The 21,972-nt window shown below is 62.8% G+C and carries 20 protein-coding genes and 1 pseudogene; 15 read left to right on the top strand and 6 right to left on the bottom strand.

Going from position 1 to position 21,972, the window contains the following annotated elements:
- The 5 genes and pseudogenes from L5849_RS07650 to L5849_RS07630 all read right to left on the bottom strand — a co-directional run.
- Window positions 1-115 (bottom strand): annotated as a pseudogene (locus L5849_RS07650) (electron transfer flavoprotein subunit beta/FixA family protein); the annotation flags it as partial.
- Window positions 116-232: 117 nt separating this feature from the next.
- The gene (locus tag L5849_RS07645) at window positions 233-2,584 is read right to left on the bottom strand and encodes a TonB-dependent receptor (RefSeq protein ID WP_236925065.1); all 2,352 of its coding nucleotides are present in this window, start codon (window positions 2,582-2,584) and stop codon (window positions 233-235) included.
- Window positions 2,585-2,890: 306 nt separating this feature from the next.
- On the bottom strand, window positions 2,891-3,694 hold the full coding sequence (locus tag L5849_RS07640; RefSeq protein WP_236925064.1) for an SDR family oxidoreductase: 804 nt from the start codon (window positions 3,692-3,694) through the stop codon (window positions 2,891-2,893).
- Between the two features lie 2 nt (window positions 3,695-3,696).
- On the bottom strand, window positions 3,697-4,491 hold the full coding sequence (locus L5849_RS07635; protein WP_236925063.1) for an enoyl-CoA hydratase/isomerase family protein: 795 nt from the start codon (window positions 4,489-4,491) through the stop codon (window positions 3,697-3,699).
- Entirely contained in the window at window positions 4,481-6,118 is a 1,638-nt protein-coding gene (locus tag L5849_RS07630) for a class I adenylate-forming enzyme family protein (RefSeq protein ID WP_236925062.1), read from the bottom strand. Before L5849_RS07630 ends, L5849_RS07635 begins: the two co-directional genes overlap by 11 nt.
- A 227-nt stretch (window positions 6,119-6,345) precedes the next feature.
- On the opposite strand from L5849_RS07630, the gene L5849_RS07625 reads away from it, so the two are divergent.
- The 15 genes from L5849_RS07625 (at window position 6,346) to L5849_RS07555 (ending at window position 20,744) form a co-directional block, all read left to right on the top strand.
- Window positions 6,346-6,861, top strand: a complete 516-nt coding sequence (locus L5849_RS07625) for a MaoC family dehydratase N-terminal domain-containing protein (protein ID WP_236925061.1) — start codon at window positions 6,346-6,348, stop codon at window positions 6,859-6,861.
- Complete coding sequence (locus L5849_RS07620) at window positions 6,858-7,325, top strand: MaoC/PaaZ C-terminal domain-containing protein (RefSeq protein WP_115416031.1); 468 nt, start codon at window positions 6,858-6,860, stop codon at window positions 7,323-7,325. Before L5849_RS07625 ends, L5849_RS07620 begins: the two co-directional genes overlap by 4 nt.
- 99 nt (window positions 7,326-7,424) lie before the next feature.
- On the top strand, window positions 7,425-8,564 hold the full coding sequence (locus L5849_RS07615) for an acyl-CoA dehydrogenase family protein (RefSeq protein ID WP_236925060.1): 1,140 nt from the start codon (window positions 7,425-7,427) through the stop codon (window positions 8,562-8,564).
- Entirely contained in the window at window positions 8,551-9,351 is an 801-nt protein-coding gene (locus tag L5849_RS07610; RefSeq protein ID WP_236925059.1) for an enoyl-CoA hydratase/isomerase family protein, read from the top strand. Before L5849_RS07615 ends, L5849_RS07610 begins: the two co-directional genes overlap by 14 nt.
- A complete protein-coding gene (locus tag L5849_RS07605) occupies window positions 9,341-10,102 on the top strand; it encodes an enoyl-CoA hydratase/isomerase family protein (RefSeq protein ID WP_236925058.1) in 762 nt (253 codons plus the stop codon). Before L5849_RS07610 ends, L5849_RS07605 begins: the two co-directional genes overlap by 11 nt.
- The gene (locus L5849_RS07600) at window positions 10,099-10,569 is read left to right on the top strand and encodes a MaoC family dehydratase (protein WP_236925057.1); all 471 of its coding nucleotides are present in this window, start codon (window positions 10,099-10,101) and stop codon (window positions 10,567-10,569) included. Before L5849_RS07605 ends, L5849_RS07600 begins: the two co-directional genes overlap by 4 nt.
- 4 nt (window positions 10,570-10,573) lie before the next feature.
- Window positions 10,574-11,047, top strand: a complete 474-nt coding sequence (locus tag L5849_RS07595) for a Zn-ribbon domain-containing OB-fold protein (RefSeq protein WP_236925056.1) — start codon at window positions 10,574-10,576, stop codon at window positions 11,045-11,047.
- On the top strand, window positions 11,044-12,027 hold the full coding sequence (locus tag L5849_RS07590) for a VOC family protein (RefSeq protein WP_236925055.1): 984 nt from the start codon (window positions 11,044-11,046) through the stop codon (window positions 12,025-12,027). Before L5849_RS07595 ends, L5849_RS07590 begins: the two co-directional genes overlap by 4 nt.
- Entirely contained in the window at window positions 12,024-15,509 is a 3,486-nt protein-coding gene (locus tag L5849_RS07585; RefSeq protein WP_236925054.1) for an indolepyruvate ferredoxin oxidoreductase family protein, read from the top strand. Before L5849_RS07590 ends, L5849_RS07585 begins: the two co-directional genes overlap by 4 nt.
- A complete protein-coding gene (locus L5849_RS07580) occupies window positions 15,506-16,387 on the top strand; it encodes an SDR family NAD(P)-dependent oxidoreductase (protein ID WP_236925053.1) in 882 nt (293 codons plus the stop codon). Before L5849_RS07585 ends, L5849_RS07580 begins: the two co-directional genes overlap by 4 nt.
- The gene (locus L5849_RS07575) at window positions 16,384-17,547 is read left to right on the top strand and encodes a lipid-transfer protein (protein ID WP_236925052.1); all 1,164 of its coding nucleotides are present in this window, start codon (window positions 16,384-16,386) and stop codon (window positions 17,545-17,547) included. Before L5849_RS07580 ends, L5849_RS07575 begins: the two co-directional genes overlap by 4 nt.
- Window positions 17,548-17,558: 11 nt before the next feature.
- Window positions 17,559-17,993 (top strand): VOC family protein, encoded by a 435-nt coding sequence (locus L5849_RS07570; protein WP_236925051.1) that lies wholly within the window; start codon window positions 17,559-17,561, stop codon window positions 17,991-17,993.
- A 2-nt stretch (window positions 17,994-17,995) separates the two neighbouring features.
- Window positions 17,996-18,706 (top strand): SDR family NAD(P)-dependent oxidoreductase, encoded by a 711-nt coding sequence (locus L5849_RS07565; RefSeq protein WP_236925050.1) that lies wholly within the window; start codon window positions 17,996-17,998, stop codon window positions 18,704-18,706.
- A gap of 207 nt (window positions 18,707-18,913) precedes the next feature.
- A complete protein-coding gene (locus L5849_RS07560) occupies window positions 18,914-19,534 on the top strand; it encodes a TetR/AcrR family transcriptional regulator (RefSeq protein WP_236925049.1) in 621 nt (206 codons plus the stop codon).
- A 19-nt stretch (window positions 19,535-19,553) separates the two neighbouring features.
- Window positions 19,554-20,744 carry an acyl-CoA dehydrogenase family protein gene (locus L5849_RS07555; protein ID WP_236925048.1) on the top strand — a complete coding sequence of 397 codons (1,191 nt, stop codon included), beginning with the start codon at window positions 19,554-19,556 and terminating at the stop codon, window positions 20,742-20,744.
- On the opposite strand, the gene L5849_RS07550 is transcribed toward L5849_RS07555, so the two are convergent.
- Window positions 20,745-21,968, bottom strand: coding sequence for an acetyl-CoA hydrolase/transferase family protein (locus L5849_RS07550; RefSeq protein ID WP_236925047.1), 1,224 nt, complete (start codon window positions 21,966-21,968; stop codon window positions 20,745-20,747). It abuts the gene before it with no gap.
- Window positions 21,969-21,972: the final 4 nt, after the last annotated feature.

The raw sequence follows: 21,972 nt of genomic DNA, 5'->3' as shown, positions 1-21,972 counted from the left end.
CGAACGGGTTCATGCTCATCTTGACGTTGGCAAGATCAACGCCAGACCCATCCGCCTTCACGCGCGGCTTGACGTTGTAATCGATCACCCGCTTCACGGGGACGAGGATTTTCATGCAATACCTTCCGTTAAAAAAGGGAGCCGCCAGGTCAGAAACGAATTTCCGTCCTGGCGGCAGGAGAGAGGGTGGAATGACCGGGGGAGGGCAGGACGTACCCGCGAACGGTCACTGTCAGTATCGATAACCCAGAGTGACCCCGTAAGTGGCGGGCATGCCAGCGATGCGCGAGACATAGTCCGTCAGATGGGTCACATTGTTATAGTAGAACGCATTGGTGACATTGCGGCCCCAGATCTGGGCCGACCAACCGGCGTCCTCGTCCTCGATACCGAACCGCAGGTCGAGCAGCGCCACCGAAGGCAGTTCGAAGATGGGGTTCTCACCGAACGCGGCCGGGCTCGAATCGCGAACCGTCAGGCTTGCGCCGAGGACCGCACCCAGGCCGCCATCACCGAGCGAGAAGCGATATTCCGCATCGGCATTGACTTGCCAGGGGGGCGTGTTGGGGAAGCTTTCACCCACGTAACTGGTCAAGGCGCCGAACGGATCGCGAGGTTCGGCCGGGGCCTGCGGATCCTGCTGCACCTTGGTTTTCACATGAGTGATGCCGAGGCTGAAGCGCAATCCGCGGATCGGCCGAAGGACACCCGTGGCCTCGAACCCGTACACTTCCGATTCCGGAATGTTCACGAGTTGGGGTAGCGGGCCGAACACGGGCGTCAGGACAATTCCCTGCAACTGCTTGTCGCGATAGTCATTGTAGAACGCGGCGAATTCGAAGCTGAAGGTTTCGTCCAGCGTGCTGAAACGCGATCCGACCTCGTATGCCAGGACCGATTCCTGGGTGACCGGCGTGAACTGGCTGGACAGGATCGCGGGCACCAGGCCGTAACTCCCCGCCTTGTAGCCGCGCGTGACATTGGCATAGATCAGCGCATCGGGCGAAAGCTTGTAGTCGATCCCCACCCGCCAGGAGATATTGTCCTCGTCGAGGCTCGATGTCGCCAGACCGGGCGCGAAAGTCGCCGCGTCGAGCGTTACGCAGCCGCCTGGCGGGATCGTGGTCGGGGTGCCCGACAGGATCGTGGCCAGGAAGGAAAAGGCATCGCCGGCGCTTACACCGACCACGCCCGCTCCGGCGTCGCTGATACAGCCGGCGAAGTCCCGTTTCTGCGACGCGTAGCGGATCGACCCCTGCAGGGTCAGATCCTCGGTCAGATGGAAATCGAGACTGCCGAAGACCGATGCGGTTTCGACATTCTGCACGGCAAGCTGGCCTAGCGGAGAGAAGATGAACGGGCCGATGGTCCCATTGGTGCCCTGGGCGATCGTATAGGTCGATTCGCGCAGATCCTCGTCCTGGTAGTTGCCGCCAATCATCCAGTCGACATTGCCCACCGATCCCGAAAGGCGCAGTTCCTGAGAGAAGGTTTCGATACGCGTCGGGTGTTCGGCGACGAGGAAATTGTTGAACGCCGTACCGTCGATATCGATCGGCTGATTGCCATCGAATTCCGACCAGGCTGTGATCGATGTCAGCAAGATATCGTCCGACAGGTCAAGATCGGCGCGGAGCGACAATTGATAGAATTCATCGTCCCGGCGCAGATCGGCTCCGGCGTCCCAATCGGCTTCGCGCGGATTGTCCCCGGCGGGTGGAGAGGCCTGCATCGCATCCGCAATGTACTGTGTCAGCGGAGTGACGGGCACGGCCGGGGTGAACTGGATGAACTGCGCCGCCTGGCTTTCCGAACGATCCCGCCATGCGGATGCGCCGAACTGGAGGCTGAGCGTATCGGTCGGTTCCCAGTCGACGAGCAAGCGACCGTTGAGGAAATCCTTCTTGCCGAGCCGGTCATCGGGCCGGGTCGTGCTGTATTGCCAGCCGTCGCGCGTTTCGTATTGCACGGCAACACGGGCAGCCAGAGTGTCGCCCAGCGGACCGCTGACAAAACCTTCGAGATTGAATTCGTTGAAGCGGCCATAGGTCGCCGTCCCGCCGAATTCGAGCTGATCGGTGGGGCGCGCGGCGATGAAATTGATGGCGCCGCCAGTGGAGTTCATGCCGAACAGCGTGCCCTGCGGTCCCTTGAGGACTTCGACTCGCTCGAGATCGAGCACTGCTCCCCGGGTCATCGAAGAATAGGGTAGTGCGACCTGGTCGACATAAGCGGTAACGGCCGGTCCCGCGGAGGCCGAATTGTCGGCATAGCCGATGCCGCGGATCGACAGGATCGGTGTGCCGAACGCGCCCTGCTGATAGTTGAACCCGGGTACGACCTTGACCAGATCCGCCGCTTCGGAAACGCCTGCCGTCACCAGCGCCTCGCCGGTGATGGCGGTGATGGACATGGGAACTTCGGCGAGGTTTTCCGCGCGCTTCTGCGCTGTCACGATAATGACGGTGCCGCCGTTCTCGTCCGCGCCGTTTTCGTCGTCCGTCTCCTGTGCCAGTGCCGAAACCGGCACAAGCGCTGCACACATAGCAGCAGAAGACAGCAACAGGGTTTTGCCACCTAGCATTCGATATTCCTCCCCATAAAGTGTCTGGCTGTATTTCGTTTCCCGATCCAGCGGTCGCTGCGCCGTCGACTTGAAAGGGCGGGTCGCGGAGAGTGAATCCCACGAAAGCCTCCACACAACCGAAGGTTTCCCCGGTCGACGCAAACCGTCCGGCGAAGACCGAAATCGCCAAACCTGTGAACCCCGGAAATCACTCTTCGGTAATCCTCCCTGGTTCCGGTATTTTGGTATCTGCGCAAAAGCTGAGGTGCCACTCGGTTCGTGCTCGCTTTGCCGTAACGGCATGCGGCCATATCCGGGCGGCGATCAGTCATTGTTTTTATCGGGACAAGGCGGGGCGTCAGCGAAGGCCTGGGCGATCATGGTGTGACGTTCCGATACGGGCGTGAGCCATTCCGCATGGGTCGCGATATGGCGTCTTCGATCGAGCATCCCGCTGAGGATTATCTCAGCCGCTTCCTCCGCAGCGATAACGCGGCACAGTTCCGGATCCATGATGGGCGGCTGATCGGTGTCGGTCTTGTCCTGGATCGTCGTGGCTATCCAGCCCGGGCACACGATCGACACATCGATCCCCCTCGGCGCAAGTTCTTCCGCCAGCACTTCGCTGTAGCCGACAACGGCATGCTTGCTGGCGGAATAGATGCCGAAACCGGGCAGCGGAACCAGCCCGGCCATGGACGCGATGTTCACGATGTGGCCGCGCCCCGCATCGGACATCATCGGGATGAAAGCCGCGGTGCAATTGACCAGCCCGACAAGATTGACCGACAATATGCGCGCCCAATCGCGGGCATCGCAATCGACCAGCGGGCGGCAGATCGCTATTCCGGCATTGTTGATCAGGAAGTCGCAGCCACCGAAGTGCAGTCTGCATTCTTCCGCCAGCGCGGCCATGGTATCGGCGCAGGCGATGTCGCCCTGAAAAGCGAGCGCGCGTACCCCGCCTTCACAAAGTTCCTCTGCCACCCTGTCGGCAGCGTCGCCATCGATATCGACGACCATGATGTTGCCACCCTCGGCGGCGCATTGTCGGGCGAGCGCTTCGCCCAGTCCGGCGGCGGCTCCGGTGATGACGACACAGCGCCCCTCCAGGCGGTTCTGCGCCATCGCTAGCGGCCGATGAATTCGGGTTTGCTCCGCGCACGAAACGCATCGACCGCGATGCGGTGATCCTGGGTGAGCATGGACAGATTCTCGTAAGCTGCGGCGCGGTCGATGATGGCGTTCGCCGTCACCTTGAGCCCGGCATTGATGGAGGACTTGGTCCATTTCACGGCCAGTGTCGCAGCCTTGGCCATACGCTGGGCCATCGCATCGACGACTTCGTCGATCCGCTCCCGTTCGACCGCTTCGGTGATCAGGCCGATTTCTGCCGCCTCGCTGCCCATGATCGGGTCGCCGGTAAGAAGGTATTTGCGGGCACGCGCATAGCCAATGAGCTGCGGCCAGATAACGGCCCCGCCATCGCCGGCGACCAGGCCGATTGCGACGTGCGGATCGGCAAACCGCGCATCGGGTGTGGCGTAAACGAAGTCGCAGAACAGCGCCAGGGAACAGCCCAGACCGACTGCGGGGCCGACGACACGCGCGATGATCGGCTTCTCGAGATCGAGCAGCGAGTTCTGGATGCGGCGATCGTTCTCGATGCTGGCGGAGGTCGCCGCAAGGTCGCCATCGAGGGACACGAGCCAGTCGATGTCGCCGCCGGCGCTGAACGCTTCGCCCGAACCGGTCAGGACGACGACCGACACTTCGGGATCGCGATCGACGTCGTAGAAGATGCGCGAGAACTCGTTATGAATCTGCGGGTTGACGGCATTTTTCACCTCCGGCCGGTCGATCGTGATCGTCAGGATCGAACCGTCCCGGTCGATTTTTAGCGCTTCGTACCCATCATACTTCATCAGCCTGCTCCGTGATTTCTTCGCTGGTTGTGCCGAACCGAGCGGCCATTTGCGGCCGCAGTTCGTGTTTGACGATCTTTCCCGATGCCGTGGTCGGCATTGCGTCGACGAAAGCGATGTAGCGTGGCACCTTCCAGCGAGAGACTTGGCTGAAGCACCAGTCCCGAACCGCATCCGCATCGGCATGGTCCGGGCGTGCGGGGCGCAACACCGCGCACAGCTCTTCGCCGTATTTGTCGTCGGGCAATCCGAAGACCGCCGCTTCGGCGATATCGGGATGTTCGATCAGATAGGCTTCGATTTCGGCGGGATAGAGGTTTTCGCCGCCGCGAATGACCATTTCCTTCAGCCGGCCCACGATGGTCACGTAACCTTCGCTGTCCATTGTGGCGATGTCGCCCGTCCTGAGCCAGCCGTCGCTGTCGAAGGCTTCGTCGGTGGCGGCAGTGTCGCCGTAGCGCAGCATCTTGCCGGGGCCATCGACACACAGCTCGCCCGGCGTGTCGCAAGGCAGCACCTGCCCCTTCGTGTCGACGACCTTGAGACCGACTCCTCCGAGGGCGAGGCCGCTGGTTGCGGTCTTCTTCTCGGCGCTATCGTCCATCCTTACGCTTGCGCTTACACCGCAGCTTTCGGTCTGACCGTAGCCGTTGAGCATGGGCACGCCGAACGTGTCTTCGCACCGTTTGAGAAAGGGTGGGGGCACTGCCGCCCCGCCGATCACGATCCGTTGCAAGGCCGACAGGTCGCGCGCAGCGAAGCCGGGCTCTTCCATCATGGCGGTGAGCATGGAGGGAACGCCGATGAAACCGGTGCAGCGTTCGCGTTCGAGGATGTCCAGCGCCTGCCCGGCGTTGAAAATGTAGATCGGCAGCGTGGTCGCGCCGACGATCAGCGACCCCGGCGTCGAGCTGCCCGACCCGCCGACATGGAACAGCGGAAAGCCATGGCACACGCGATCGCCATGCCCGAAGCCCCAGCGCTTGTAGGTGCGCGCCGCGATGGCGGTGATGCCCCCATGCGGCAGCCACGCCGCCTTGGGCACGCCCGTGGTGCCCGATGTGTACTGGATCATGCAGACATCGTCCGCCGCAACGTCGGGCAGCCGCGTGCCGGGGCGGGCTGCGCAGGCGATCCGCTCCAGATCGCAGGTCAGATCGAAACGGGCACGCAGCAGCGGCGTTTCGTCCGCGATATTCGTGAGTATGTGGGCGGGCGAGGCGCCGCCGACCTGGCCGCCGTGAAAGACGGCCACCACGTGCGATGCCTTTAAGGCATAAGCGAGTTCGCGTTCACGATAGAGCGGATTGATCGCCACCAGGACCATTCCGGCCTTGGCGATGGCATATTGCAGAAAGATCCAGTTCGGATGGTTCGAAGCCCAGACGCCGATCCGATCGCCCGCTGTAAAACCATGCGCGATCAAGCCGCGCGCCAGTTCGTCGGACAGCCGGTCGAGCTCGCCGAAGGTCCAACGGAAGTCGCCGATCGCCGGCTGGTGGACGAAGGCAAGGGCGGCATCGTCGGCCCATTTTTCAGCCGAACGCGACAGCGCCTCGCCGATGGTCGTGCGCGCTGCGGCCGGATCATCGGCCGTGTCGATCCAGAGTGATTGGCGCAGTGCCAAGATCCCCTCCATTAACATTGGGAGCGCGGCTGAGCGACGCTTCGATTGCCATCGTCATAGGCAGCCCAAAGGCCGCACGGCTGCTCGCCTATCGCTCGCAAACGCGCCCGATCTGTTGCGGATCGGCCGATCGCGGGCCAACATCGAAGCATCAAAGATCGGTCGTCTGCGGATCGTGACGGTCCGGACTGCCGAATGCAGGGCCGGTGTTCTTTTAGGGGGACGGAATGACGAGCCTACCCGACACAGTGAAGGATTGGCTGGGCAAGCCGGTGATCGTGATGGACCATGTCCTTACGGTGGAACAGGGCCTGTGGGCCAATTTCTGCGTGGCGATCGAAGACGCGAATCCACTCTACTGGGATTACCGTCTGGCACGCGAGGAAACCGAGACCGTAATCGCACCGCCCATGATGCTGCCAAGCTGGGCCATCGACCATGACTGGCGGCCCGAGCGCGAAGGTCCGGCCCCGCGTACCTTGGAACTGCATTTCATGGTCAAGGATGCGCTTGGCTACAAGAATGGGCTCGTGACGGAGGTCGAACTCGAACTTCACGAGCCTCTTCGCGCAGGCGATTCCGTCAAGGCCGAACAGATATTGCGTAGTGTCGGCGATGAGCGCGAATCCAAGCTCGGGACGGGGCGCAACTGGGAAATCGATGTCGTCTATCACAAGCCGGACGGCACCCTTGCCGGTGTCCAGAGCCTGACTTTCCTCGGATATGGGAGGGTTGACGCATGAACCGCGCGCCCAAGCCACATATCGGCATGAAACTGCCCGACCTGCTTCTGCCGGTCACGCGCAGACTCGTGAGCATGGGGGCGGCTGCGTCGAGGGACTGGCAGCCGCAGCACCACGATCCCGACTGGGCGCGGGAGGCCGGCCTGCCCGACATTATCATGAACAATTACACCCAGGCGGGACTGATCAGCCGGTTCGTTACCGATTGGAGCGGGCCATCGGGACGCATCGGCAGGCTGCGCTTTGCCATGCGTCGGCCGCTATGCCCGGTGGGGAACCTCACGATCCGCGGCGCCGTGGTCGATCTGTCGGCCGAATCCGACACGCTCGTATGGGTGGAGATCGACGCGGAAATTCTGGTCGGTGACGATATCGTCACGACTGCGACGATCCGCGTCGCGCTGCCCGGCCCGGGCGGGGATTCGTCGGCCTGGCACTGCTCGGGCTCGCGCTGGAATCCTTGAGCGATCGGCTTCGGAAATATGAGTTCGAACAGAGTTGAGGTGAGCGCGGCCATCTGACCACTTCCCGGTGACTTTAGCGATTGGGAAGATGAGGCGCGCATGGACCTCGGGCTGTCCGACGAACAGAGAATGCTGCAGGATATGGTCCGCGACCTGTGCGAGGACCGGTTCCCGCTGACGGCGCTGCGTCGGCTCGAATCCGACGAAGATGGCTTGGATCGGGATTTCTGGCACGCCCTCGCCGATCAGGGGCTATGTGGTATTTCGATTGCCGAGGCCCATGGCGGCCACGGTCTCGGCCTGCTCGAATGTGCCCTCGTGCACGAGCAGTTCGGCTATCATCTCGCGCAGTCTCCCCATCTCGCCAGCTCGGTCTTGGCTGCATCCTTCATCGAGGCGGCTGGCGACGCTTCCCTGTCGGCGGCACTGTTGCCGGGAATCGCCGATGGCTCGCGCATCGTCGCGATCGCATCGAGCGAGGCGGGGAGGGGCGAAGATCTGAGCGACCAGCAGGCCGTGCTCCGCCGCGATCCGAAGGGCGTGCGGATTTCGGGCACGAAACACTTCGTTTCCTTCGCCAGCATCGCCGACGATCTCATTGTTTTCGGCCGCGATGAACAAGGCGGCCACGTGGTCGCCCTGGCCGTATCCCCCGGGGCCGACGGCATCACTTTGCGCAGGCAGCAGACCATGGCGAGCGAGCCCTGTTTCGAAGTGCAATTCGAAGATGTCTTCGTTCCGTCTGAGCGGGTTTTCGCCGATGGCGCCGATCCGACAGAAGCCTGGCGGGCGGCGATGTCCAAGGCCTGCGTCGCCATCGCCGCGGCTGCAACCGGCGCCGCGCGGCGGATTCACGAAATCAGCACCGCCTATGCCAAGGAACGCGAAGCCTTCGGCAAGCCGATCGGGGCATTTCAGGCCATTGCCCATTATCTCGCCGATGCAATCGTCGAGATCGAAGGCGCCCGTGTGCTCTATCGCAATGCGGCCTGGATGCATGACGAGGCACGGCCCTATGCGCTCGAGGCGGCGATCGCGAAACTGCAGGCCTGCAACATTTTCCGGCGGGCATCCGCTCTCGGCATCCAGGTTCATGGGGGGCTTGGTTACACGACCGAAGCGGATCCTCAGCTTTTCTTCCGCCGGGCCAAGCAATGGCAGATCCTCAGTGGCAGCGAGGCCTGGCTGACGGAGGAAATTTCCCGTCTGGATGCGAGCGGAGGGTATGCGGGTGTTTGAGACACTCGATTATTCGGTCCGCGACGGCGTCGCCGAGTTGCGCCTTCAGCGCCCCGAACGGCGCAATGCGGTCAACCACCGGATGCATGTGGAATTGCCGCAAGCCTGGTCCGCAATCCGGCGTGACCCGCAGGTTGTCGTGGCGATAGTGACCGGGGCGGGGAGCAAGGCCTTCTGCACCGGCGCCGATCTTGCCGACCTTCCGCGTGTCGAGGAGAGCGACGGGCATGGCGCGATGGCCTGGACCGGGCTGCGCAACGATGTCTGGAAACCGGTGATCTGCGCGATCAACGGGCAGGTGGTCGGAGGCGGGCTGCATTTCGTAGCCGATGCCGACATCGTCATCGCCAGCGATGAGGCGACGTTCTGCGATAGCCACGTCAGCAGCGGGCTGGTCGCCGGATTGGAGCCGGTGGCACTGGCCCGCAAGATTCCGCTCGAAGCGGTCTTGCGGCTGGCGCTGGTCGGGCGCGGCTATACCATGTCCGCCGCGCGCGCATGCGAGCTGGGCCTGGTCGGCGAAGTCGTCCCCGCATCTCAGTTGATGGAACGAGCGCGCGAACTCGCGGCCCTCATCGCAGCCAATTCCCCATCCGCGATGGCGAGGACCAAGCGGGCGATCTGGAGGTCGCTGGAACTGCCGCTGTCGCAATCCCTGGATGCTGCTTGGCGCGATATCGAAACGCACAATCGCGGACCCGATTTTCAGGAGGGGATCGACGCCTTTCTGGAGCGTCGCCCGCCCGAATGGGCCGCTTACGATCCCGAGGCGCGCGATGACGGGTAAGCAGCAGGTGCAGGTCGACAGGATCGGCAGGACGGGGATTATCCGCCTCGACCGGCCCGATGTGCTCAACGCCTATACGCCCGATATGGGGGACGAGCTGGTCGACGCATTCCGCACCCTGGCGTCCGACAGCGAGGTCTGTGCCATCGTCCTGACCGGCAAGGGCAGGGCCTTTTGTGTCGGCGCCGATCGCAACTTCCTGAACGGCGAGAAGGGGCAGAACGGGCTGCGCCTCGGCGAAGAGGATTTCATCGGCGGGTTCGCGACCGAATTGCTGACGATCGCCAAGCCGACCATCGCGGCGATCAATGGCAAGGCGGTCGGGCTTGGCTGCACCATGCTGCTGCCGCTCGATTTCCGGATCGCCGCGGACAGCGCGAGCTTCTCGTTCCCCTTCGCGCGTCTCGGCCTGATGCCGGGGATGGGATCGACTTTCCTGCTGCCCAGGATCGTCGGGGATGTCGCCGCGCGCGAGATCATGTTCGGCAGCGCGGTTCTGGATAGCGGGGCCGCCCTGCGGGCCGGGCTGATCGGCGAAGTGGTCGCGGACGATCGGTTGCAGGATGCGGCCATGCGGCTCGCAGCCAAATTCGAAACCGCCGACGCGGCAACGCTGGCGGCGATCAAATCCACCCTCAACGGCGCCGCCGTCCGGGCGATGAACATCGCTGTCGAAACCGAACTGCGCAAGGCGCGCGAATGCTTTGCCGCGCGATCGGCCATGCACAAGCAGGAACCCATCTCGACATGACGAATGATACGATCCGGTACGACGATCTCGACGCCTTGACGCAACGTGTGGGGGGCGAGTTCGGGGCGTGGAGCCCTGCCATCGAAGTGCCCCAGCGCATGATCGACGAATTCGCCGAAATGACCGGCGATCACCAGTGGATTCATGTCGATCCCGCACGGGCTTCCGAAACGCCTCTCGGAACCACGATTGCGCATGGCTTCCTGATTCTGGCGCTTTCCAGCGTGATCAAGAACAGTTCCGACCTGGCCATAGTCGGTCATGGCAGCGCTCTGAATTACGGGCTCGACAATGTCCGGTTCGTGTCGCCGGTGCCCTCGGGGGCACGGATACACGGCCGAACGAAAGTCGCCGCGGTGGCCGAGGAAAAAGGCGGCACCATGCTGACCGTGAGCGTCGCGATCCATGTGGTCGGTTCCGAAAAACCAGCGGTCTGCTTCGACTGGAAGCTGCTGTACCGGGCATGAGCCGATGATCGAAAGCATACCCCTTCCGATCGTGGACGATCCCGTCGACCGGGCTTTCTGGCAAGCTTGCGACGAAGGCCGGCTGTTGGTCCAGACCTGCAAGCAATGCGGGCACCGCCAACACCCGCCCCGAGCGATGTGTCCCGCCTGTCGCTCGATGGAGCTGGGCTGGCAGGAATGCGCGCCGACCGGGCAGTTGTGGTCCTACGTGGTGCCACACCCGCCGCTGCTCCCCGCCTTCGCCCCGCTCGCCCCCTACATCGTGGGGCTGATCATACCCGATGGGTTGCCCGGGATCAGGATGGTGGGGGCGATCGTCGCCTCTGCGGAAGAAGGCATCGGGTCGGTCGCGCCGGCCGAGATCGCGATCGGCGACCGGATGCGTCTCACATTTGTTCGATTGGCGGAGGATGTCGCTCTGCCCTGCTGGGTCCCGGATGCGGCCTGCGCCCTCTCTGAAAGGGAAGAAAAGCCATGAATATCAAATCGCTCGGATATGTGGGTATCGGCACGGCGAATCCCGGTGCCTGGCGGGATTTCGCGGTCGAGGTGCTTGGCATGATGCCTGCCCGCGCCGTGCCTGGCGAAGGCTGGGGCGAACCGGGGCAGCCGCGCCCCGACACAGGGCGTCCCGAAGGGGTTGCCGAGGACGGTTCGGTCTATCTCAAGATGGACGAACGCCAATGGCGCGTGGCGGTCCACAAAAGCGAGGAAGACGGCAAGCTGCTCTATTTCGGGCTCGAACTGGACGGGCATCTCGAGCTGGCGGCTGCGGTGGCGGAATTGCGCGCCGAAGGTATCGAGGTGCGCGAAGGGACGCCCGCGGATGCCCTGGCGCGGGCCGTGACGGGGATTGCCTATTGCGCCGATCCGTCCGGGAACCAGCTCGAACTCTATTACGGCCCGACGACCGACTACAATTTCGCCTCGCCCGTTCCCGACCTGAAATTCGTCGCCGGGGCGCTTGGGGTCGGCCACTTCAATCTCTTCGTCGACGATCAGGAAAAGTGCTTCGATTTCTATACGCGTGTGCTCGGCTTCAAGCTGTCCGATTACATCCGCTTCGGTCCCGATGCAGCGCTGCAGTTCCTGCGCTGCAATTCCCGCCATCACAGCATCGCCATGGTCGACATGGGGGCGGGCAACGTGCTTCAGCACATGCTCGTCGAAATGAGAGATATCGACGATGTCGGAAAGACGCTGGACCGCGCGAAGCGATATGGCCTCGATGTGGTCAGCACGCTCGGGCGGCACCGGAACGATGGCATGCTGTCGTTCTATATGCGCGCGCCGGGCGGGTTCGATGTCGAGGTCGGCTGCGGTGGCAAGTTGCTCGATGAAAGCTGGTCGCCGAACGAATTCTGCGAAGGCGATGTGTGGGGGCATGACGGACTTGTCGAAGCCGTGGTGGAGGCGAGCGAAACGGCGCGGGCACGGATGCAAGCGGCCGCGTCATGACCGAAACAAGTATCGATTTGGAGTATCGCCTCGAAGACCGGTACACCCAGCGTTCGGGGCGCGTGTTCCTGTCGGGATCGCAAGCGCTTGTCCGCCTGCCGCTGATGCAGCGCCAGCGCGATATCGACGCAGGGCTCAATACTGCGGGCTTCATATCGGGTTACACCGGGTCGCCGCTCGGTGGATACGACATCGCGCTCAATCAGGTGCCCGAACTGCTCGAAGAGCATCACATCCATTTCGAGCCGGGGATCAACGAGGATCTCGGCGCCACCGCCGTTTGGGGTTCGCAGCAGGTCGGCCTGTTCGGCAATGCGCGATATGACGGTGTTTTCGGCATCTGGTACGGCAAGGGTCCGGGCGTGGACCGTTCGGGCGACGCGCTGAAGCACGGGAGCTATTCGGGTTCCGCACCCAATGGCGGCGTGCTGGTCCTCGCCGGAGACGATCATGGCGCGAAATCGTCCACCACAGCCCATCAGAGCGACCACGCCTTCATCCATTTCGGGATGCCTTTCCTGAACCCGTCGTCGGTGCAGGATTATCTCGATCTCGGCCTGCACGGTTTTGCCATGTCTCGCCATTCGGGCTGCTGGATTGGGATGAAATGCGTTACCGATATCATCGAAAGCAGCGCATCGGTCGATATCGACCCGAACCGGCCATCGATCACTATTCCCGACAGGGATGGCGAGGGACTGGCCGCGCGTTGGGGCGTCCCGGCCCTCAAAGCGGAAGATCGCCAGTACAATCAGCGCATTCCCGCGCTGCTCGAATATGTCAGGGTCAACCGGCTCAATCGAGAGGCGATTGCGGCACCATCCCGCACGCTGGGCATCGTGACCAGCGGCAAGGCCTATCTCGACGTCATGCAGGCGCTCGAGGACCTCGGCCTGGATGCTGCGCGGTGCAGGGAACTGGGTGTCTCGGTGTTCAAGGTGGCGATGCCTTGGCCGCTGGAGCCTGAAACGCTTTGCGAGTTTGCCGAGGGTCATCGCGAAATCCTGGTGGTCGAGGAAAAACGCCCGGTGATCGAGGACCAGATCGCCAGCCTGTTCGTCAACCGCGCAAATGCGCCACTGCTGACTGGAAAGACAGACCCGGACGGATCGCCGCTGGTCCCGGCGGTGGGCGAGACGACCCCACTCATCGCCGCGCGGTCGATCGCTGCGAGACTCATCGCTTTGACCGGAGATGACGGCCTCCGCGCGGCGCTGGATGGTCTGGAGGCGGAAAGCGCGCCTCCGGCTCTGCCGGCGGCCACACTGGCCCGAATGCCGAGCTTCTGTGCAGGCTGCCCGCACAACCGGTCGACCAAAGTGCCCGATGGCAGTGTCGCCTTCGGCGGTATCGGTTGCCACGGGATGGCCACCTTCCTGCCCGAGCGGAACACGCCGACCCTGTTCCAGATGGGCGGCGAAGGCGCGCCCTGGATCGGCATTTCGCCCTTCACCGGCACCGATCATATCTTCCAGAACCTGGGGGACGGGACCTACTATCACTCGGGCCTGCTCGCCATTCGCGCGGCGGTCGCGGCCGGGGTCAACATCACCTACAAGATCCTCGCCAACGATGCGATCGCCATGACGGGCGGGCAGGAAATAGCGGGCCAGATGCGGGTCGATACGTTGAGCCGGCAGATTCACGCGGAAGGTGTCGAGGCAATTGCCATCGTCTCGGACGAGCCCGATACCTATTCGCCCGACGCAAATTTCGCTCCGGGTACGACCATCCACCACCGCGACGAGATGGACGCGGTCCAGCGCCGGATGCGCGATACGCCGGGTGTGACGGCGATCATCTACGATCAGAATTGCGCCACCGAATTGCGGCGTCGGCGCAAGAGGGGGCTGGCGCCCGATCCGGATTCGCGCCCTTTCATCAATACCCGCGTATGCGAAGGCTGCGGCGATTGCTCGGTGCAATCGAATTGCATCGCACTGGAGCCCGTCGAGACGCGGTTCGGGCGCAAGCGGCGCGTCAACCAGTCGGCCTGTAATAAGGATTTTTCCTGCACGGATGGCTATTGCCCCAGCTTCGTCGTCGTGAATGGCGGGCAGCCGCGCAAGCGGTCGGACGGGCAGCAGGACTACACGCGATATGTCGATGCGCTGCCCGTGCCCGAAGCGGCATCCACCGCCTCGCCGTTCAGCCTGCTGGTGACCGGTATCGGTGGGGCCGGCGTGGTCACACTGGGGGCAATCCTCGGCATGGCGGCGCATCTGGAAGGCAAGGGTGCGTCGGTCCTTGATGTGACCGGTCTGGCGCAGCGCAATGGCCCGGTGACGAGCCATGTGAAGGTCGCCAATTCGCCGCAGGCGCTCAAGACAAGCCGGATCGGCCGTGCCGATCTGGTGATCGGCAGCGACATGGTGGTAACGGCATCGGCCGATGTGCTTGGGCGGATGCGCAAGCGGATGACGAAAGCCGTGGTCAACAGCCGGGTGGCGCCCACTTCGGACTTCGCGACCAACCCCGATCTCGATCTCGGCACGGACGAGATGGAGCGGGCTATCGCGCAGCGTTCGGCCGATTCCGAGTTCATCGAAGCCGGCCGGTTGGCCTACGCGCTGACAGGAAACGAAGTGGCGGCCAATCTCATGCTCGTGGGGTTTGCGGCGCAGCGCGGATGGCTGCCGGTTTCGCTCGACGCCCTCGATCGCGCCATCCAACTGAACGGTGCCGCCGTCGAGATGAACCGTGCTTCCGTTGCCTGGGGACGCTTGCTGGCGCATGATCCGACTCTCGTCGCGGAGCTGGTCGCGGCGAAGAATACCGCCGATCCGCAGTCCGTGTCGCTCGACGATCTGATCGCCGACTATGCGCGGGAACTCGAAGCCTATCAGGATCGGGCCTACGCGCAGCGATATGTCGATCTCGTAGCGCAAGTGCGCGCCGCGGAAAGCGCCCTGGCCGGGAACGATGGTCGGCTCGCGACCGCTGTGGCCCGATATTACTATAAGCTGTTGGCCTATAAGGACGAGTATGAAGTCGCCCGCCATCTAAGCAGCGAGGCATTTCGCGACGCGATCGCGGAAGAATTCGAAGGCGAATACTCGATCGAATTCCTCATGGCCCCGCCGATCCTGCAGCGGCGCGATCCGGTTACCGGGCGTTATCCCAAACGCCGGTTCGGTAGCTGGATATTGCCCGCGCTGAAGCTGCTATCCCGCTTCAAGCGCCTGCGCGGCACGCCTTTCGATCCGTTTGGCTATGCGGCCCATCGCAAAATGGAACGGGGGCTCATCGCGCAATATGAAAGCGACATCGCCATGGTGATCGAGCGGTTGGACGCCAAGCGATACGAAGCTGCGACCGAGATCGCGAGCTGGCCGGAACTCGTGCGCGGATACGACACGGTGAAGGACGAGCATATCGCGGCGCTCGAGGAAATGCGGGGCAGCCTGCTGGCAAGCCTGGCCGGCCCCGTGGCCACAATACCATCGCGCATCGCCGCTGACAGGAAGGAAAAAGTGTCATGAGCATTCTCGATGGGAAAGCCGCCATCGTGACCGGTGGCGGACGCGGCATCGGCAAGGGGCATTGCCTGGCTCTGGCGCGCTGCGGTGCCAGTGTGATCGTGAACGATATCGATCGCAGTGTCGCGGCGGAGACTGTGGAGGCCATCGAGGCATCGGGCGGAAAGGCTGCGGCCAGCGATGCCAATATCGCATCGCGCGGGGGCGCCGAGGCGCTGATAGGGCAGTGTGTCGATGCGTTTGGCGCGGTCGATATTCTGGTCAACAATGCCGGAAACCTGCGCGACCGATCCTTCCTCAAAATGAGCGACGAGGAATTCGATTCCGTTTGGCAGGTTCATGTCAAAGGCACCTTCTGGTGCAGCCAGACCGCCGCCCTGGCAATGCGAGAGGCGGGTCGCGGCGGAGCGATCGTCAACACGACATCGGGCGCACATTTCGGCAGCTTCGGCCAGACCAACTATGCGGCCGCCAAGGGCGCCATCGCCTCGATGACCTATAGCTGGGCGCTCGAGCTTGCCCGGTACGGCATCCGCGTGAATGCAATCGGCCCGACGGGCACCACACGCATGTCGGATACGTTCGCGGGCAAACCGTTGCCGTTCGTCGATCCCGGCCTCAACGGCGATCTGGTCGCCTTTCTGTGCAGCGATCTGGCGCAAAGTGTCAGCGGTCAGATCTTCGGATCGGGCGGGGAACGTGTCGCGCATATGGTCCAGCCGCATTATGGCAAGACGCTGATCCGGGAGGGGGGCTGGACTCTCGAGGCGTTGCAGGATCACTTCCTGCCGCAACTTGCCAGCCAGTTCGGGCCTCTCGGCATGCTTGGGCAGCCCTATCCCTTTCACGATGGCGTCTCGGCGCAGGGACAAGAGGCGTGAGCGATCGCGCCGCCCTGAAAGACCGGACCGCGATCGTCGGTATCGGGCAGACGGAGTTCGGCAAGAACCTGGAGCACACGGAGCTTCAGTTGGCGTGCATGGCGATCCGTAACGCACTGGACGATGCCGGGATAGACGCGTCAGACGTGGACGCTCTGGGATGCTTCACGCAGGAAACGACTCCGGAGTTCGAGATCGCGCGCAATCTGGGCTTCGGAGAACTGCATTTCTTCAGTCAGGTGGCGCATGGCGGGGGGGCGGTTTGCGGCGCGATCGGACAGGTTGCCATGGCGATCGCGCTCGGCATCGCAAAAGTCGGTGTCGTGTGGCGGTCCCGCAAGCGCGGCGACCCTTCCAAACGGCAATGGGCGGGCGTGCAGCCGAGGATCGGCGATCATTGGAAATGGTCGCGCCCGCACGGCCTGTCGCGTCCGGTGGACGAGGTGGCCATGCTCATGCGGCGCTATATGCACGATCATGGGGCGACACGCGAGCAGCTCGCTGCTGTTGCGCTGACCCAGCGGGCCTATGCGCGGCGCAACCCCGATGCGCTCATGCGCGACAGGGAAATGGGCATCGAGGATTATCTCGGTGCCCGGATGATCTCCGACCCACTGTGCCTGTTCGACAATTGCCTGGAGAGCGACGGGGCCATTGCCATCGTGCTGACGGCTACGGATCGCGCTGCGGATTGCCGGCATCGCCCGGCGCTGATCCATGCCTTTTCACAGGGGATGACCCGCGAACACCAGTTGATGACCGATTATCACGGGGCCGATCCGTTCGTCAGTTCCTCGGCAGCGACGGCCCGGAATTTGTGGCGCCAGTCCGATCTGGCACCGCCCGATATCGACGTCGCGCAGATTTACGATGCCTTCTCGCCCCTCGTCCTGTTCAGTCTCGAAAACTACGGCTTTTGCGGTAGGGGCGAGGCCGCGGCGATGGCCGCCTCGGGCGCGCTCGGGGCAGGGGGGCAGCTTCCGGTCAACACTTCGGGCGGCAGCCTTTCCGAAGTCTATCTGCACGGGGCCAATCTGGTGACCGAAGGTGTACGCCAGATCAGAGGGGCGTCGCCCAACCAGGTGTCCGATGCCCGAAACTGCTTCATCAGCACCTGCGACAGCACCCCCAATGGTGCCCTCATTCTTCGTCGGCAATAGGGGAGATTGCAATGGAAACAGCACTGGAACACCGCGCGTTCGATGTCGGTTTTGTAACGCGAGATGCCGAACCCATGCAGCGATTCTATCAGGATGTGCTGGGATTGCAGCACGTTGCGACGATCCCGGTCGGGCCGGATACGCTGATCAAACTCGCCTATGGCCGCAGCATTCTGAAACTCTACGTGCCGGCCGCGCCACCGACACCGAGTGCCGATCCGGAACGATGGGCCTCGCAGGCCGGTATTCGCTACATCACGGTTCCCGTGGACGATGTGCGTGCGACACTCGAGAGATGCCGCAATGCTGGGGCTCCAATCTACTCCGAAATCGTCGAGCTGCCCGCAGATAGAAGGGCGGCCATCGTGGGCGATCCCGACGGGAATGCCATTGAGCTATTCGAGGATCCGGCCACTATGGCACGGAAAACTGGGGAGACAGCTTGAACATGCCGACGTCAGAAGCACCCGCAACCCTCGTCATCACCGGTGCCAGCCGGGGGATCGGCCTCGAAACAGCGCGGCTCTTCGCGGAACATGGCTATCGCATCGTCAACATATCCCGCAGTCCGATCCCGATCGAGGGGGCGGTCGACATTGCCGCCGACCTGGCCAGCCCGGACTGGGCCGAGCGGATCAAGGACGAACTCGATGCCGCGCTCGACGGATCGGGAGAGATCAGCCTCGTCCATAATTCCGCCATTCAGCTGCCCGGTGCGATCGATCAGGTCGAAGCGGAGGATTTCCGCAGAACGCTCGAACTGGCCGTCGTCGCTCCCTCGATTCTCAATCGTCTGGTTCTGCCCCATCAGAGGGGCGGGTCGTCGATCATCTATGTCGGATCGACGCTGAGCCAGCGTGCCAGCAGGGGGCTGGCGGCCTATGTCGCGAGCAAGCATGCGGTCGTCGGGCTGATGCGCAGCACGGCCCAGGACCTTGGCGGGACGGGCATCCACACAGCCTGTGTCTGCCCCGGTTTCACCGATACCGAAATGCTGCGCGAATATGGCGGCGAGGCGACCGAATACCTCAAGTCGCTCGTCCATGAGAAACGCCTGATCGACCCGTCGGAAATCGCGCGCGTGCTGTTGTTCGCTGCCCAGAACCCCGTGGTGAACGGGGCGATACTTCAGGCCGAGCTGAGCTTCGTCCAGCCCTGATTTTTTTCGCTATTTCAATAAAGCGAGTTCAATGTGAGCAAATTTTCAGTTTTTCTGATACTCTCACAGGTCTCCGCGAAAGTGGCCGGCACGCCGGTTTCGCGGGGAGGATAGGGGGAACGGCGCGACGGGCGTCCTGACGGGCAGCAGAAACTGCCCCGAATGGCTCGGCGATCGTGGCGGCCGATAGGAACGGGAGACGGAGAAATGACTGTATTGGATGCCCAGCTCGCACCGCGAAAAGTACCCCAGCAGCAGCGCGCACAATTTACCGTGGATTGCATTCTGCGTGCAGCCGAATCGATCATCATGAAGAGCGGCTACGACGCTGCGAACACCAACCACATCGCCGAAGTGGCGGGTGTCAGCATCGGTTCGCTCTATCAGTATTTTTCCAGCAAGGAAGCGATCGCGGCGGCGCTGGTAGAAAACGCGGTCATCAACGCCTCCGAAGTCCTGCGCGACTGCCTGATCGAAAACATGGCCAAACCGCTCGAGGATTCGGCGCAGGCCATCATCGAGACGATCCTCGAGACGCGCAAGCAGTACAGCTTCATCTTCCTGCGTCTGCCCCGCGAAGTCCCCAAGCTGGGCAGACTGTCGCGGACGGTTACGACAGAGAAGTTCCTCTATCATACGATCCGGGCCTATTATCAGCAGCACCGTTCGGAGATTAAGGTCGACGATCTCGAAGTCGCGATGTTCGTGTCGGAACACATCATCGTCGGCAGCATCGACGCCTATCTGGAAAACAATTCCCCGGCGATCACCGACGATCAGCTCGTCCAGCAGCTTTCCGACGCCTTCGTCAAATACCTCACCAAATAGTCCTTAGGGTAAGCCCGCAATGAATTTCGATTTCGATGCCGATCAGGTAGCGTTCGTCGCGCGTGTTCGGGAGTTTCTCGCCGAGGTGCGGGAATGGCCGGACGCGGACGACATCATGTGCCCGGAACGCGAATCGGATTCCATTCTAGCGGACACACCGGCGCGCAGGGCCTTCAACAAGGAACTGGCGCGCAGGGGGTACCTCGGCATGTCCTGGCCAAAGGAATATGGCGGGCAGGAAAAGCCGGGCATCTACGAATATCTCCTCAACGAAGAGCTTTCGCGCGTCGGTGCTCCCCTGATCGGGAAGGGGGTCGGATGTGTGGGGCAGACGCTCATTCGGCACGGGTCCGACAAGTTGAAGGCCGAATTCCTGCCCAAGATCCTGTCGGCCGATGTCGAGTTTGCTCTCGGCTATTCGGAACCCCATGCCGGATCGGATCTGGCATCGCTGCGGCTGCGCGCGGAACGCGTCGAAGGCGGATGGATGCTCAACGGTCAGAAAATGTTCACCACCTCGGCCCATTTCGCGGACTGGTACTGGCTCGCCGCGCGGACCGATTTCGATGCGCCGAAGCATAAGGGCATCAGCCTGTTTCTTCTGCCGATGGATCAGGACGGGATCACGATCCAGCCGATCGAAACGATGGGCGAACACGTCACCAACGCGGTTTTTCTCGACAACATCTTCGTGCCGGAAGACTATCTGGTGGGCGAACTGAACCGGGGCTGGACCTATATCTGCGAAGCGCTCGATTACGAACGCTTCACCTTCTACACCTACAGCCCCCTAGAGGAAAAGCTCAAAGCGCTCAAAGGGTTGCTCGGCGAAACCAAGCGCAATGGCGAGCGCCTGGACGCGTCCACAGAGGTCCGGCACGGCCTCGCACGGCTTACGGCCGACGTCCAGATGGCCAAGATGCTGCAGCGCCGCGTTATCTACGCCTCCTCGCAGGGGCGCGTCCCCACGATCGAGGCCGCCATGTGCAAGCTCTACAGCACCGCGCTTCACCAGAAGCTGGCCGATTTCGCTATCGATGCGCTTGGCCCGCAAGGCCTGCTACACAAGGCCGATCCCGACGCTCCTGCCGGCGGCAAATGGGAATGGTCCTATCGCGCCACTGCACTCGACACGATCGGTGCGGGCACTTCGGAAGTTCAGAAGAACATCATCGCGAGGCGCGAGCTCGGCCTGCCGCTGGAGTTCTGATCAGGGTGCCGCTTCGATCAGAGCGGCCTGGAAGTCGGGGTGCGCGATTGCCACGAGCTCGGCAGCCCTCTCGCTCGCTGTCTTTGCGCGCAAGTCGGCGATCCCGTATTCCGTGACCACGAAATCCACATCGGTTCGCGCGATGGTGACCGGCGATGTCGAGGCCAACGAAGGCACGATCCGCGATCGTTTGCCGCGTGAAGCCGTCGAGGGAAGGGCAATGATCGAGCATCCTCCCGAGGATTGATGACCGGCCCGGCAGAATTCGGGAAGTCCGCCCGGCGCGCTTATCGGCTTCGCTCCGAAACCCTCGGAGTTGACTTGCCCCAGCAGGTCCACCTGCAGCGCCGAATTCACGGCCACGAATTTCTCGATCCGCGACAATATGGACGCGCTATGGGTATGTCGCACCGGTTTGAGGAGGAAGTCCTCCCGCCCATCCAGCCAGCGATAGAACGCGTGCGATCCGGCGATGGTGGCACACACGATCGGGAATTCCCTGTCGATCGAGTCGGCTTCGACGAGCCCGCGGATGGATTCCGTTACGATGCCGGAATGGACTCGAAGCCGCTTCTTCGATCTCAAATGATTGAGAAAAAGGCTCGGGATCTTGCCAATGCCGCATTGGACCGCCGCACCATCATCGACGAGGCTGACTACGTTTCGTGCGATTTCGTCACCGATATCGTCGGGGTCGGTACCGCCCGACGCCAGCGCCAGCGGTGCTGCTTCGTCATTGAAAATTGCCGAAAATTCGTCGCGGTGAATGAGGTCGCCATTGATCAGGCGAGGGAGGGCCGGGTTGGCAAGCGCGACGACCCGCCCGGATGTTTCGAGCGCATCCCGCACGAACTCGGCGGACAGGCCGCAACCGACATAGCCGCGTGCGTCGGGAATGGTGGTCGGAACGAAGGTGATGTCCGGTGCGAATTGCGCAAGCTGCTGGCCGATGCCGGAATAGGTCGCGATGATTTGACGATAGGCCGGGAGTTCCGATGCAGGGAAAAAGCCTGCACTTTCCATCGCACCGGTCAGGACGGGATGGGCGAAATCGTTGAGGCCCGCGACGAAGTTCGTCAGCACTGACAGATGCGCAAGGCGGTCTTCATGTCCCTCGAGCCGGTTGCGCAGCGCAAGCGGTTCGCCGGTGGTGCCCGGAAGGAACAGGCGCGTGCTTTCGCGCAGCAGATCGGTCAGCGCGGCAGCCGTCAGGTTCTCGATCAAGATT

The organism is Erythrobacter sp. SN021, from assembly GCF_021864455.1.
Note: the sequence above shows the minus strand (reverse complement) of the source record. Positions and strands in the feature narration are given on the sequence as shown.